Genomic DNA, 14,713 nt, shown 5'->3' with positions numbered 1-14,713 from the left:
AGACTTGGTATTCATTTATTGTCCGAAGACATTAAGAATCCATGTCACTTTGAGTGCCCACACAGATTGTCTGATAAATTGTTAAAGAGCAGTGCCGCTTCGCTTTTCGCAGCGGCGCGGGGTGTGCATATTACGCTTTCCCGCTTCAGAGTCAAGCGTTTATTTTCGCTTTTCTCTGCTGACCCGGCGGCGTGTGTGCCGTTGTTCCGTGTCAGTGGAGGCGCATTATAGGGAGTTATTCTGATGTGACAAGGGGAAATTTAAAAAAAGTTTCCGTCCGCGCTTTTTTTCACCAACAACGGTGAAATCAAGCTACAAATTGTTCTATTTGATGTATCTGCAACCACAATCACACCCGAGGTGGCATACTTATCAGCATGAATCATTAAGGAATAAAAGCGATGCCCTTAAGCGCACAACAGCTGGCAGCCCAAAAAAACCTGTCATATGTACTGGCAGAGAAGCTGGCTCAGCTGATTTTAGCGGGTAAATATGCCCCGGGTAGCATCCTGCCGGGCGAAATTGAACTGGGGGAACAGTTTGGGGTTAGCCGCACAGCCGTTCGCGAAGCTGTGAAAACGTTAACGGCAAAAGGCATGGTGCTCCCGCGTCCGCGCATTGGCACGCGAGTGATGCCTCAGGCTAACTGGAACTTCCTCGATCAGGAATTACTCTCCTGGTGGATGACTGAAGATAATTTCCATCAGGTCGTCGATCATTTTCTGGTGATGCGCAGCAGCCTCGAACCTCAGGCGTGTCTGCTTGCCGCCACGCTCGGAACAGCCGAACAAAAAGCCCAGCTTAATACCTTAATGGCAGAGATGGCCTACCTGAAAAAACACTTTAACCGCGAACGCTGGGTTGAAGTCGACATGGCCTGGCATGAACATATTTATACGATGAGCGCCAACCCGTTCCTGACCTCCTTTGCTTCATTATTCCATTCGGTGTATCACACTTACTTTACCTCTATTACCCAGGATGAAGTGGTGAAGCTGGAGCTGCACCAGGCAATTGTAGACGCCATTCAGGAGAGCGACGGGCAGCGGGCCCTGAGCGCGTGTCAGACATTGCTGGCCGCACCCACCCACCAGCAGGTGACTAAATGACAAAGAAAAAAGCGCGCAGCATGGCCGGATTGCCGTGGATTGCAGCCATGGCGTTTTTTATGCAGGCACTGGATGCCACTATCCTTAATACCGCACTTCCCGCGATAGCCCAAAGCCTCAACCGTTCCCCACTGGCGATGCAGTCCGCTATCATCAGTTACACCCTGACGGTCGCGATGCTGATCCCCGTGAGCGGGTGGCTGGCTGACCGTTTCGGCACCCGTAAGATATTCATGCTGGCCGTGACGCTTTTCACGCTCGGCTCTCTGGCCTGCGCGCTCTCAACCTCCCTCACGGAGCTGGTTATCTTCCGCGTGCTTCAGGGGATCGGCGGCGCGATGATGATGCCCGTCGCGCGTCTGGCGTTATTGCGAGCCTATCCGCGCAGCGAATTACTCCCGGTGTTGAATTTCGTCACCATACCTGGTCTTGTCGGCCCGATACTGGGCCCGGTACTCGGCGGGGTGTTTGTCACCTGGGCGAGCTGGCACTGGATCTTCCTGATTAATATTCCGATTGGCGTGGCGGGCCTGTTTTATGCCCGCAAATATATGCCGGACTTCACCACGCCAAGACGCAGCTTCGACATGGGCGGCTTTTTCCTGTTTGGCCTGAGCCTGGTGCTCTTCTCCAGCGGGATGGAGTTGGTTGGCGAGAAGATCGTCGCGACGTGGATAGCGCTCTCCGTTATCCTCGGCGGTATTCTGTTATTCCTTCTTTATATACGTCACGCGCGCCGTCACCCGACGCCGTTAATCTCCCTGGGGCTCTTTAACACCCGAACGTTTTCCGTCGGGATCGCGGGAAACATTGCCTCGCGTCTGGGGACGGGCTGCGTACCGTTCCTGATGCCATTGATGCTGCAGGTCGGTTTCGGCTACCCGGCCCTGATTGCAGGCTGCATGATGGCCCCCACGGCGATGGGTTCGATCCTGGCAAAGTCGACCGTCACGCAGGTGCTGCGCTGGTTTGGCTATCGTAAAACGCTGGTTGGAGTGACGGTGTTTATCGGTCTGATGATTGCGCAGTTCTCATTACAGTCCGCCGCGTTGCCGGTATGGATGCTGATCCTGCCGCTGTTTGTGCTGGGGATGGCGATGTCGACGCAGTTCACGTCGATGAACACCATCACTCTCGCCGACCTGACTGACGAGAATGCCAGCAGCGGCAACAGCGTACTGGCCGTCACACAGCAATTATCGATAAGTCTGGGGGTTGCCGTGAGTGCGGCGGTGCTGCGATTTTATGAAGGCTTCGACAGCGCGAATACCGTTGAGCAGTTCCACTATACCTTTATCACCATGGGCGCACTCACCGTGGTATCAGCGCTGGTCTTTATGCTGTTAAAACCGAAAGACGGCCGAAACCTGATTAAAGAGCGCCACAAAGAGAAAGCTAAACCGAACCGCGTTCCATCAGAACAGGAGTAAGCTGCAGACGCTGCTGCTGCAGCGTGGGCTGCGCCATCCGGTGGATCAACACATCGATGGCCAGCTCGCCCAGTTCATCTTTTGGTTGATGAATGGTGGTCAGCGGTGGCGTCATATAGCTGGCCAGTTCGATATCGTCGTAGCCAATCACCGCCATATCGTCCGGCACGCGTAGCCCCGCCTGATACAAGGCCTGGTAGGCGCCAAACGCCATCGCGTCGTTGCCGATAAATACCGCCTGCGGGCGCGGCTTTTGCGCAAGCAGTTTCTGCATCGCCTCGAAACCGCCGTTGAACTCAAAATCACCGGTGATCCGATAGCCATCAGGAATAGCAAGCCCCGCCCGTTCCATGGCAGAGAGATACCCTTCCAGACGCAAACGCGCCGGGGTTTTATCCAGCGGTCCCGTAATACAGGCAATCCGAGTGTGTCCTCTATCAATCAGGTACTGAGTCGCCATATCGCCGCCCAGCAGGGAGTTATCCTGAATCAGATCGCTGGTGCCGTCGAACGGTGCCCAGTCCATCATCACCGTTGGGATAGAAGGATAACGCTGGATGATCTCTTTCGAGGGCTGGTGCGTTTCGGTACAAAGCAGCAGTAGCCCGTCGACGCGTTTTTGCATCAGCGTTTCCAGGTTGCGGTTCATGCGCTGCTCATCGCCTTCGGTATTGCACAGCACCAGGCTGTAGCCACGCTCGAAGCAGCTGCGCTCCACGCCGCGCACAAGTTCAGAATAAAAAGGGTTGGTACTGGCAGTGATCAGCATACCGATGGTGCGCGTCTGGTTAAGCTTGAGGCTGCGCGCCAGCGCCGACGGCGCATAGTTGAGTTCTTTTATCGCCGCGTCGACTTTTTCCCGGATCGCCTCGCTGACGAAGCGATCGTTATTGATGACGTGAGAGACCGTCGAGGTAGAAACGCCCGCCAGGCGGGCGACATCTTTCATTGTAGCCAAGCGTTACCCCTGCTGACTTAAGAATTCATCGATCTCTTTACGCCACGGAACGGAAGGCTGAGCGCCCTTGCGCGTCACCGCAATCGCGGCAGCCGCATGCGCGAAGCGGATCGCATCATCCATACTCTTGCCTTCCAGCAGCGCGGTCACCAGTGCACCATTGAAGGTGTCTCCCGCTGCAATGGTATCAATCGCCTTCACCTTAAAGCCCGGCACGCGACGGCCTTCACCGTTTACGCTCGCCCATACCCCACGGCTGCCCAGGGTGATGATCACGGTTCCGATGCCTTTGTCGTGCAGCGCACGCGCGGCTGTCGCGGCATCGTCATCGTTTTCTACGCGAATGCCCGTCAGCTTTTCGGCTTCGGTTTCGTTCGGCGTGATGATATCCACCAGCGCCAGCAGCTCGTCTGATAATACACGGGCTGGGGCCGGGTTAAGTACGACAGTGGTATGATTTTCATGCGCAATTTTGGCCGCGGCCAGCACGCTTTCAACCGGCGACTCCAGCTGCATCAGCAGGGCCTCGGCGCCGCCAATGATTGCACGTTGCGCTTCCACGCGCTCCGTCGTCAGCGCTGCGTTAGCGCCAGCATGAATACCGATGACATTCTCACCTTCTGCGTTGACGAAAATCAGCGCCACGCCGGTAGATTCCCCTGCAACAACGCTGACCGGTGCGATATCGATGTTGTCGCTCGCCAGCTGCTTGCGTACGCGCTCGCCGGTATCGTCATCACCCGTGCAGGCGATAAACGCAATATTCGCCCCGCTGCGACCGGCAGCGACGGCCTGGTTTGCCCCTTTACCGCCGAACGCGACCTGATACTGATTGCCGGTGACGGTTTCGCCCGGTGCAGGGAACGATTCAAGGTTAAGAATGTGATCGGCATTGATACTGCCAAGGACGACGAGGTTGCCTGCGGTTTTCATGGTTGGGTTGTCCATCTGAGAGCGCCACCGGTGTTACCCGGTGGCGTATGCCACACTTTTCTTTATTGGTGTCCCTCAGGCCGCCAGTGACGGCCTGATTCGCCTTTTACTGCTTGATAACCAGTTTCAGGTCAACAGGGTATTTAGCCTGAACTTTTTCGCCCTTCAGCACTTTGTCGGCAGTTTCAACGCCAGTCGCGCCAATCTGCTCAGGCAGCTGAGCGATGGTCGCAGCCAGTTTGCCATCATTTACTGCTTTTTCACCATCCGGCGTGCCGTCAAATCCGACAACCATCACATCAGATTTACCTGCGGTCTGCAGGGCACGCAGCGCGCCCAGCGCCATTTCGTCGTTCTGCGCGAATACCGCCTGCACGTCAGGATGAGCAGTCAGCAGGTTCTGCATAACGTTCAGACCTTTAGTACGGTCGAAGTCAGCCGGCTGGCTCGCCAGCACGTTGAATTTGTGTGCAGCCACCGCCTGCTGGAAGCCTTCACCACGCTCGCGGGCTGCGGACGTACCGGCAATGCCCTGCAGTTCGATAACTTTCGCGCCTTCACCGGCTTTCTTCGCGATGTAGTCACCGGCGATTTTGCCGCCCAGCACGTTATCAGACGCAATGTGGCTCACGACTTCGCCTTTCGTTGCCTGACGGTCCAGGGTGATCACCGGAATTTTCGCCTGGTTTGCCATCTTCACGGCGTTGCCGACGGCGTCGGAATCGGTTGGGTTGATCAGCAGAATTTTGGTACCACGAACGGTTAAGTCCTGAACGTTAGCCAGCTCTTTCGCCGGGTTGTTCTGTGAATCCAGCACCACCAGGTTGTAGCCCAGCTTGTCCGCTTCTTTCTGCGCACCGTCCTTCAGGGAGACGAAGAACGGGTTGTTCAGGGTAGAGACAACCAGCGCGATGGTGTCTTTCGCCATGGCGTTAGCACTTACGGTTGCGCTCAGCGCGACAGCAGAAACCAGGGTAGCCAGTTTTTTCATGTTCATATCTAAGATGTCCTGTAGTGTCGTCAGTTACTGTTTTTTGTTGTCTACCAGTACCGCCAGCAAAATCACCACTGCCTTAACGATCATCTGGTAATAGGAGGAAACACCTAACAAATTCAAACCATTATTCAGGAAACCAAGAATCAGTGCGCCGATCAATGTCCCAACAATGCGACCTTTACCTCCCGCAAGACTCGTACCGCCCAGAACCACTGCCGCAATGGCATCCAGCTCATACCCCGTACCCGCCGTCGGCTGCGCGGAGGAGAGGCGCGCCACTTCGATGATGCCTGCCAGTGACGCCAGCAGACCGCACAGGGAATAAACGATAATTTTGACTTTATTAACGCTGATACCGGACAGGCGCGTTGCCGCTTCGTTACCGCCCAGCGCATAGATATAACGGCCCAGACGGGTGTGATGCAGCATGTACCACGCCGCCAGGAAGACGATTGCCATGATCCAGACCGGGGTAGGAACACCCAGCGGGCGACCGATACCGAACCAGCCAAACAGATCGGCATTCTCGGTAAAGCCGGTATTAACGGGGCTGCCGTTGGTATACACCATAGTCACACCGCGCAGCAGCAGCATCATCACCAGCGTCGCGATGAACGCCTGAACGCGGCCTTTTGCCACAATTACGCCGGTGACGGCACCAATCGCCGCGCCAGCCGCCAGGGCAGCCGCAACGGCCACCAGCGCATTGACCTCAATCCCTACAATTGAAGCGGCGATCGCACCGGTGAGCGCCAGAAGGGAACCGACGGACAGATCGATACCCGAGGTCAGAATCACCAGCGTCATGCCGACCGCCATAATGGCGTTCACCGACGTCTGCTGCAGAATATTGAACAGGTTATTAACGGTGAAGAAATTCGGGCTCATGGTCGACACAATCGCGATCAGCACCAGCAGGGCAATCAGCGATTTTTGCTCCATCAGCCACGCCTTTGTAAAATAGCGGCGACCAGAAACAGCCTGGGTAGTCATCTTCTTACTCCTGATTCACGCGATTAAGCTTGCCCACAGCGGCAGCCATCAGAACTTCCTGGGTGGCCTGCTCGCGAGTGAATTCACCGCCGAGATGCCCTTCATGCATGACGATAATGCGATCGCTCATGCCTAATACTTCTGGCATCTCGGAAGAGACCAGAATGATGCTCAGACCGTCGGCCTTAAACTGGTTAATCAGCTGATAGATCTCTTTCTTCGCGCCCACGTCTACGCCGCGGGTTGGCTCGTCGAGGATCAACACTTTCGGACGCGTCATCAGCCCGCGCGCAATCGCCACTTTCTGCTGATTCCCGCCGGACAACAGGCCAATCGCCTGCTCCATCGACGGGGTTTTGACGTTAAAGAGGCGGATAAAATCGCTCACCGCCTGCTGCTCGTCTTTATGCTTCAGGCTGCCGCCGCTGTGGCTGAAATAGCGCAGCGCGGTGAGGGACATGTTCTCTTTTACCGACATGCCCAGCACTAAGCCGTCGCGCTTGCGGTCTTCGGAGATATAGACGATGCCGTTCGCCAGACCATCCTGCGGAGAGCGGGTGACCACTTCATGGCCGTCGAGGGTGACATAACCGCTGGTGCGCGGCAGTGCGCCGTACAACACTTTCATCAGCTCGGTACGTCCGGCACCCATCAGGCCCGCTACGCCCAGGATCTCGCCCTGGCGCAGGGTAAAGGTGACGTCGTTCACGCCCGGACCGCAGAGGTTGTCCACTTTCAGGCGGATCTCACCCGGCGCTTTATCCAGATGCGGGTACTGATCTTCCAGCTTACGTCCCACCATCATTTCGATGAGCGTATCTTCGGTCAGCGTGGCCACTTCGCGCTCGGCAATAAACTGCCCGTCGCGGAAAACGGTGACGTCATCGCAGATTTCGAAGATCTCTTTCATACGGTGAGAGATATAGACAATCCCGCGCCCCTGCGATTTCAGCTCGCGGATAACGCGGAACAGGGATTCGGTTTCGGTATCGGTCAGGGCGTCGGTCGGTTCATCCATAATGATGACCTTCGACTCAAAGCTCAGCACCTTCGCGATTTCCACCATCTGCTGATCGCCAATCGAGAGATCGCCGACCAGGCGGTCGCTCTTAAAGCGCAGGTTCAGCTTCGCCAGCAGCTTGTCCGCTTCGGCATACATGGTTTTCCAGTCGATTTTACCGAACCGGTTAACAAACTCGCGGCCAAGGAAGATGTTTTCCGCAATGGTGAGCTGAGGGATGAGGTTCAGCTCCTGGTGAATAATACCGATGCCCGCTTCCTGAGAGGATTTCGGGCCATTGAAGGTGGTCTCTTTACCCAACCAAAGGAGTGAACCGGCATCGCGTTGGTAGATACCGGTCAGCACTTTCATCATGGTGGATTTGCCGGCGCCGTTTTCGCCCACCAGCGCCATGACGCGCCCAGAGTAGACGTTCAGCGCCGCGCCGGAGAGCGCTTTTACGCCCGGGAACGACTTATCGATCCCTTTGAGTTGCAGTAATGCGTCCATGATGGCCTCAGAAGGTGACGCCAGCACAGAGAATGATATTCGCATACGGGGAACACTCCCCGCTGCGAATCACCGCCTGACTGTCTGCGGTTTGTTGTTTGAACTGTTCGTGCGTCGTGTAACGAATTTCTATGGTGTTTCCCTGGTGTTGTTGCAGCTGCTCAATGTGGCTGAGCAACGTTTCGTGGAGTTGCGGATTATGTTGTTTGATTTCCGCCGCGAGAATGGCCGCCTCAACCTGCATCTCCGCCGTCACGACTTCCAGTACCTGCATAAACGAAGGAACGCCCTGCGTTAACGCCATATCGATACGGGTTGTGCCGCGCGGAACCGGTAAGCCTGCATCGCAAACTACCAGCGTATCGGTATGCCCAAGACGGGAAATAACCGATGAGATTTCTGAGTTGAGAACCGTGCCTTTCTTCATTTTCTTGCTCCACTAGCGAAACGTTTCGCTAAAAGTAGTGTAGACGCAAGAGTGTTCAGAAAACCATCATGACGTAACAGATTTGTGATCGACGTCGAAACGTTTCGCTAAGTGAAATGTGGAGGGGATAAATTGCCCGGCGGCGCTTTGCTTGCGCGGGCCTACAGGTTCGGTAGGCCGGGTAAGCGAAGCGCCACCCGGCATTTTCAGTAGGGATTAGATCTCGACCTGCGTTCCCAGCTCAATCACGCGGTTAGGCGGGATCTCAAACTGGTCAGGCGCGCGCAGGGCGTTACGCTGCAGGATAAGGTACAGCTTGCCGCGCAGGCGCAGATACCATGGGCGTTTGCCGATGATCAGCGACTCGTGCGACATAAAGAACGACGTCTCCATCATCCGGCAGCTCAGCCCTTCCAGACCGCAGCGGTGGAACACCTCCTCCACGTTTGGCGTTTCACGCCAGCCGTAGCTTGCCACCACGCGCCAGAAAGTCGGCGACAGTTGCTCAATCTGCACGCGGCGCACGTTGTGGACATACGGCGCATCTTCGGTGCGCAGCGTCAGCAGGATCACGCGCTCATGCAGCACTTTGTTGTGCTTGAGGTTATGCATCAGCGCGAACGGGATGACGTTCAGGGCGCGAGACATGTATACCGCGGTACCCGGCACGCGGACCGGCGGAGATTTCTCCAGAGAAGCGATCATCGCCTCCAGAGAATTCCCGTGCTCGTGCATGCGGCGCAGCAGGCGGAAGCGCTCGCTTTTCCAGGTGGTCATGACAATGAACATCACCAGACCCAGCGTCAGCGGCAGCCAGCCACCGGACACAATCTTGTCGAGGTTCGCAGAGAACAGCGGCACGTCGATGCACAGGAATCCCACGAGGATCATCGCTACGAGGAACTTATTCCAGTGCCAGTTACGGTACGCCACCGTGGTGGAGAGAATCGAGGTCAGCACCATCGTACCGGTTACGGCAATACCGTACGCCGCCGCCAGGTTGCTGGAGTGCTCGAAGCTGACGATAACAATGACAACAGCGAAATAGAGCAGCCAGTTAATGAAAGGAATGTAGATTTGGCCAGACTCCATCTCCGAGGTATGGATGATACGCATCGGTGAGAGATAACCCAGACGTACCGCCTGGCGCGTCAGAGAAAACACGCCGGAAATCACCGCCTGAGAAGCAATGACGGTCGCCAGCGTCGCCAGGATCAGCATCGGCACCAGCGCCCAGTCCGGCGCCAGCAGGAAGAACGGGTTCTTTATCGCTTCCGGATTTTTGAGCAACAGCGCGCCCTGGCCGAAGTAGTTCAGCACCAGCGACGGCAGTACCACAATAAACCATGCCACGCGGATAGGCAGTTTCCCGAAGTGCCCCATGTCTGCATACAGCGCTTCAACGCCGGTGATGGAGAGCACGACCGCCCCCAGCGCCACGAAGGAAACCACTTTATATTCGAGGAAGAAATGCACCGCCCAGTAAGGGTTCAGCGCATGCAGCACGTCCGGGTTGGCAATAATACTGCGTAAACCAAGCGCCGCGAGGATCAGGAACCAGGCCAGCATAATGGGAGCGAATAACTTCCCCACCAGCCCGGTACCGTGCTTTTGAATAACGAACAGCAGCGTCAGAACGATAATGGCCAGCGGAACCACCCAGGCTTCGAGCTGTGGCGCGATAATTTCAAGCCCCTCTATCGCCGAGAGCACCGAAATAGCGGGCGTTATCACCACTTCCCCGTAGAAGAAGCTGCCGCCAATCAGGCCAATAATGACCAGCACGGACGTCATTCTGGCGGACGTATTGCGCCCGGCAAGTGACATCAGCGTCAGGATCCCGCCTTCACCCGCGTTATCTGCGCGCATCACGAAGGAGAGATATTTAACAGAAACCACAAGGATCAGCAGCCAGAAGATGAGTGACAGGAAGCCAAACACGGCGTCGCGTTCAACACCAAAGCCAAACTGACCGGACAGACATTCACGAAGCGTATAAAGCGGGCTGGTACCAATATCACCGTAGACAACCCCGATCGCCGCAAGCGTTATTGCGGGTAATGATTGCTTATTATCAGTGCTCATAGACTAGTCTTTTCGTTTAAATAACAAATGTGTGCTTAGTCCCTTGGCCCACAAAAAGCGCACAGTATGCACGATTCACTACAAAATCGTACCCCTAAATGCAACCGCGTTAATGTAGCGCAAAGAAAATAGCGCCGCACTTCAGTCTATTACCAGCCCTGACCGAAACGTCTATACTCGCTTCAATTGGCCGCCACGACGGCGAAAGGATGCAAAAACTATTATGGCTCACTCACACTTATTAGCAGAAAGAATTTCCCGCCTCAGCAGCGCGCTGGAGAAAGGCCTTTTCGAGCGTAGCCACGCCATTCGCCTCTGTTTACTGGCGGCGTTGAGCGGTGAAAGCGTATTTCTGCTAGGTCCACCGGGCATTGCCAAAAGCCTGATCGCCCGCAGGCTCAAATTTGCGTTTCAGAACGCCCGCGCCTTCGAATATCTCATGACCCGCTTTTCCACCCCCGAAGAAGTGTTTGGCCCGCTCTCCATTCAGGCGCTGAAAGATGAAGGGCGCTATGAGCGTTTGACGGCAGGGTATCTGCCAGAGGCTGAAATTGTCTTTCTTGATGAGATCTGGAAAGCCGGCCCGGCGATTCTGAATACCCTGCTGACGGCGATTAACGAACGTCGGTTCCGCAACGGCGCCAGCGAAGAGAAAATCCCGATGCGCCTGCTGGTGGCGGCCTCCAACGAACTGCCTGAAGCCGATAGCAGCCTGGAAGCGCTGTATGACCGCATGTTGATCCGCCTGTGGCTGGACAAGGTGCAGGATAAATCAAATTTCCGCTCCCTGTTGATAAGCCAGCAGGATGAGAACGAAAATCCGGTCTCTGCTTCGCTGCAGGTCACCGATGAGGAGTATCACCAGTGGCAACAGGATATCGGCAAAATCACCCTGCCCGACGCGGTCTTCGAGCTGATCTTCATGCTGCGCCAACAGCTTGATTTACTGCCTGCTGCACCTTACGTCTCTGACCGTCGCTGGAAAAAAGCGATCCGTCTGTTGCAGGCCAGCGCCTTGTTTAGCGGTCGTGATGCCGTTGCGCCGATCGATCTCATCCTGCTGAAAGATTGCCTGTGGCACGACGCGGAAGGCATGAACCTCATGCAGCAGCAGCTTGACGTTTTGATGACCGGACACGCCTGGGGACAGCAGGCGATGCTCAACCAGCTGGGGGCCATTGCCCAGCGGCGCATCCAGCTTCAGCAGCAGCAAAGTGATAAAACCGCCCTGAAAGTGAATCGCCTTGGAGGCATGTTCGCCCGCAAACCGCACTATGAGCTTCCTGCCGATCTGACTGGTACAACGCTCACGCTGCTGCTCCAGCAGCCGCTCAAACTGCACGATATGCAGGTGGTCCACATTACGATTGAGCGCGAAACGCTGGCGCAGTGGCTCGATAAGGGCGGTGAGATCCGCGGCAAGCTTAACGGTATTGGTTTTGCCCAGCCGCTGACGATGGAAGTGGACAGCAGCCAGCATCTGGTGATCCGCGACGTCAGCCTGCAGGGATCGCGTCTGGCGCTACCGGGCACCGCTTCGGATAGCGTGCCGGAAGAGATCAAGCAGCAGCTGGAAGCGCTGGATACGGAATGGCACCAGCAGCACACCCGCTTCAGCGAGCAGCAAAAATGTCTCTTTATTCATAGCGACTGGTTAGGTCGTATCGAAGCCAGCCTGCAGGACGTCAGCGCGCAGATCAAACAGGCGCGTCAATGCTAACCCTGGATACGCTTAACGTCATGCTGGCCGTCAGCGAGGAAGGGTTGATCGAAGAGGTGGTCATAACCCTTCTGGCTTCGCCGCAGCTGGCAGCCTTCTTTGAAAAATTTCCGAAGCTCAAAAAGGCGATGACCGACGATCTCCCGCGCTGGCGCGATAACCTTCGCCAGCGGTTTAAGGAGACGGAAGTTCCGCCTGAATTGACGGAGGAGGTCGCCAGCTATCAGCAGTGCCAACGGCTGTCGACACCGCAGTTTATCGTCCAGCTTCCGCAAACCCTTACGCTGCTTGATAAAGTCCACTCTCCGTTTGCCAGCCAGGCGCGGGCGCTGGTTACGGATAACGCCACCGTTACCCCGGCGCTGCATACCCTGTTTTTACAGCGCTGGCGGCTGAGCCTGGTCGTTCAGGCCACAACCCTTAACCAGCAGCTGCTGGATGAAGAGCGCGAACAGCTGCTTAGCGAAGTTCAGGAGCGTATGACGCTGAGCGGCCAGCTTGAAGAGGTGCTGGTCGAAAATGAAAACGCCGCCGGACGTCTCTGGGACATGAGTGCCGGGCAGCTGAAGCGCGGGGACTATCAGCTGATCGTCAAGTACGGCGATTTTCTGACGCAGCAGCCCGAGCTGATGAAGCTTGCGGAACAGCTGGGACGCTCAAGGGAGGCAAAGTCGGTTCCAAAGAAAGACGCCCCGATGGAAACCTTCCGCACCCTGGTGCGTGAACCGGCCACCGTACCGGAGCAGGTGGATGGATTGCAGCAAAGCGACGACATCTTACGCCTGCTGCCGACCGAGCTAAGCACGCTGGGGATGACCGAGCTGGAATATGAGTTCTATCGTCGGCTGGTGGAAAAGCAGCTCCTCACCTATCGACTGCATGGGGAATCCTGGCGCGAGAAGGTAAGCCAGCGTCCAGTGGTTCATCAGGACTTTGACGAACAGCCGCGCGGACCCTTCATCGTTTGCGTGGATACGTCCGGATCGATGGGCGGTTTTAACGAGCAGTGTGCAAAAGCGTTCTGTCTGGCGCTGATGCGCGTGGCGCTCGCCGATCGCCGTCGCTGCTTCATCATGCTCTTCTCCAGCGAAGTCGTGGGCTATGAGCTGACGAACCAGCAGGGGATCGAGCAGGCAATCCGCTTCCTGAGCCAGCGTTTTCGCGGCGGCACCGATCTGGCCAGCTGCTTTCGCAGCATTGTGGAGCGTATGCAGGGCGGCGACTGGTACGACGCCGACGCGGTGGTAATTTCCGATTTTATTGCCCAGCGGCTGCCGGATGACGTGGTGAATAAAGTGAAGGAGTTACAGCGGGTACATCAGCACCGGTTCCATGCCGTCGCGATGTCCGCGCATGGAAAACCCGGCATCATGCGCATCTTCGATCATATCTGGCGCTTTGATACCGGGTTGCGTAGCCGCCTGCTCAGGCGCTGGCGGCGTTAATTACAGAAGAGAGCCGACGCTTTCGCGTACCTGCTGCGGCCAAACGCCACACTGCACCTGACCGATATGCGGCAGTTGAAGCAGCAGCATGGTCAGACGGGACTGGCCGATACCGCCGCCGATGGTCTGCGGCATTTCACCGCGCAGCAGCGCCTGGTGCCACTCTAATTTGAGGCGATCTTCATCACCAGTAACGGCCAGTTGGCGTTTCAGTGCCTCCGCATCCACGCGGATCCCCATCGAAGAGAGCTCGAATGCGTCTTCCAGAACCGGGTTCCAGACCAGAATATCGCCGTTCAGACCGGCAAATTCAGATTCACCTGCAGTGCTCCAGTCGTCATAGTCTGGCGCACGGACGTCGTGACGTTTGCCGTCAGACAATTTCCCGCCGATCCCGATCAGGAATACGGCACCTAACTCTTTAGCAATCGCACGTTCACGACCTTTGGCATCCAGACCCGGGAAACGGGTCAGCAATTCCTGACTGTGAACAAAGTGGATCGTTTCCGGCAGGAACGGTGCCAGACCAAACTCTTTGCTCACTGCCGCTTCGGTGGCTTTGATCCCGGCGTAGATCGCTTCAACGGTAGATTTCAGCGTACCGACGTGACGCTCGCCGTCCCCCATCACGCGCTCCCAGTCCCACTGGTCTACGTAGACGGAGTGAATTGGGGTGAGGCGGTCTTCATCGGGACGAAGGGCTTTCATGTGCGTGTAAAGCCCTTCGCCCGCGCTGAAGTCGTGTTGCCCCAGAGTTTGACGCTTCCACTTCGCCAGAGAATGAACCACCTCGAACTGGGCGTCTGGCAGCGTTTTCACTTTCACCTGTACCGCTTTTTCGCATCCAGACAAGTTATCCTGGGTCCCGTCACCCACGCGGCTCAGAATCGGCGCCTGGACTTCAATTAGTCCAAGTTTATCTTCCAGCTGGCGGGAAAAATGGGATTTAACGAAACTGATCTGGCGTTGTTTTGCGATGTAAGCGGTTTTCATTATTTATACTCCTGCGTCCTGTTGGTAATGATTAAGCAACAGAATCGGCCTATAACTCAATAACCCACCAACAAAAAGCCCACTTCACTTTTGATTCGTTAAAATATGACGCT

At 56.1% G+C, this 14,713-nt stretch carries 13 protein-coding genes; 5 read left to right on the top strand and 8 right to left on the bottom strand.

What is annotated here, in order from left to right:
- From KK102_RS19370 to mdtD, 3 genes are all read left to right on the top strand, one after another.
- The coding region (locus KK102_RS19370) for a hypothetical protein (protein WP_133551188.1) at positions 1-231 on the top strand (231 nt) is incomplete at its 5' end.
- 170 nt (positions 232-401) lie between these two features.
- Complete coding sequence (locus KK102_RS19365) at positions 402-1,109, top strand: FadR/GntR family transcriptional regulator (RefSeq protein ID WP_010426614.1); 708 nt, start codon at positions 402-404, stop codon at positions 1,107-1,109.
- A complete protein-coding gene (mdtD, locus tag KK102_RS19360) occupies positions 1,106-2,539 on the top strand; it encodes a multidrug transporter subunit MdtD (protein ID WP_216358241.1) in 1,434 nt (477 codons plus the stop codon). Before KK102_RS19365 ends, mdtD begins: the two co-directional genes overlap by 4 nt.
- On the opposite strand, the gene rbsR is transcribed toward mdtD, so the two are convergent.
- The 7 genes from rbsR to kup all read right to left on the bottom strand — a co-directional run bounded on the left by rbsR (position 2,505) and on the right by kup (position 10,442).
- Positions 2,505-3,497 carry a ribose operon transcriptional repressor RbsR gene (gene rbsR, locus KK102_RS19355; protein WP_126545803.1) on the bottom strand — a complete coding sequence of 331 codons (993 nt, stop codon included), beginning with the start codon at positions 3,495-3,497 and terminating at the stop codon, positions 2,505-2,507. The genes mdtD and rbsR overlap by 35 nt on opposite strands.
- Positions 3,498-3,500: 3 nt before the next feature.
- Complete coding sequence (rbsK, locus tag KK102_RS19350) at positions 3,501-4,430, bottom strand: ribokinase (protein WP_216358244.1); 930 nt, start codon at positions 4,428-4,430, stop codon at positions 3,501-3,503.
- A gap of 106 nt (positions 4,431-4,536) precedes the next feature.
- The gene (gene rbsB, locus KK102_RS19345) at positions 4,537-5,427 is read right to left on the bottom strand and encodes a ribose ABC transporter substrate-binding protein RbsB (protein WP_010426610.1); all 891 of its coding nucleotides are present in this window, start codon (positions 5,425-5,427) and stop codon (positions 4,537-4,539) included.
- A gap of 27 nt (positions 5,428-5,454) precedes the next feature.
- Entirely contained in the window at positions 5,455-6,420 is a 966-nt protein-coding gene (rbsC, locus tag KK102_RS19340) for a ribose ABC transporter permease (protein WP_063202193.1), read from the bottom strand.
- A 4-nt stretch (positions 6,421-6,424) separates the two neighbouring features.
- Positions 6,425-7,930 (bottom strand): ribose ABC transporter ATP-binding protein RbsA, encoded by a 1,506-nt coding sequence (rbsA, locus tag KK102_RS19335; RefSeq protein ID WP_126545801.1) that lies wholly within the window; start codon positions 7,928-7,930, stop codon positions 6,425-6,427.
- 7 nt (positions 7,931-7,937) lie between these two features.
- The gene (gene rbsD, locus KK102_RS19330) at positions 7,938-8,357 is read right to left on the bottom strand and encodes a D-ribose pyranase (protein WP_126545800.1); all 420 of its coding nucleotides are present in this window, start codon (positions 8,355-8,357) and stop codon (positions 7,938-7,940) included.
- 216 nt (positions 8,358-8,573) lie between these two features.
- Positions 8,574-10,442, bottom strand: a complete 1,869-nt coding sequence (gene kup, locus KK102_RS19325; RefSeq protein ID WP_126545799.1) for a low affinity potassium transporter Kup — start codon at positions 10,440-10,442, stop codon at positions 8,574-8,576.
- Between the two features lie 223 nt (positions 10,443-10,665).
- Between kup and ravA the strand changes: the two genes are divergently transcribed.
- Positions 10,666-12,162 carry an ATPase RavA gene (ravA, locus tag KK102_RS19320; protein ID WP_126545798.1) on the top strand — a complete coding sequence of 499 codons (1,497 nt, stop codon included), beginning with the start codon at positions 10,666-10,668 and terminating at the stop codon, positions 12,160-12,162.
- A complete protein-coding gene (gene viaA, locus KK102_RS19315; RefSeq protein WP_126545797.1) occupies positions 12,156-13,607 on the top strand; it encodes an ATPase RavA stimulator ViaA in 1,452 nt (483 codons plus the stop codon). Before ravA ends, viaA begins: the two co-directional genes overlap by 7 nt.
- On the opposite strand, the gene asnA is transcribed toward viaA, so the two are convergent.
- Positions 13,608-14,600: an aspartate--ammonia ligase gene (gene asnA / locus KK102_RS19310; RefSeq protein WP_126545796.1), complete on the bottom strand. Its 993-nt coding sequence runs from the start codon at positions 14,598-14,600 to the stop codon at positions 13,608-13,610.
- Between the last annotated feature and the right edge of the window lie 113 nt (positions 14,601-14,713).

The organism is Enterobacter quasimori, from assembly GCF_018597345.1.
Taxonomy (GTDB): Bacteria; Pseudomonadota; Gammaproteobacteria; order Enterobacterales; family Enterobacteriaceae; genus Enterobacter; species Enterobacter mori.
Note: the sequence above shows the minus strand (reverse complement) of the source record. Positions and strands in the feature narration are given on the sequence as shown.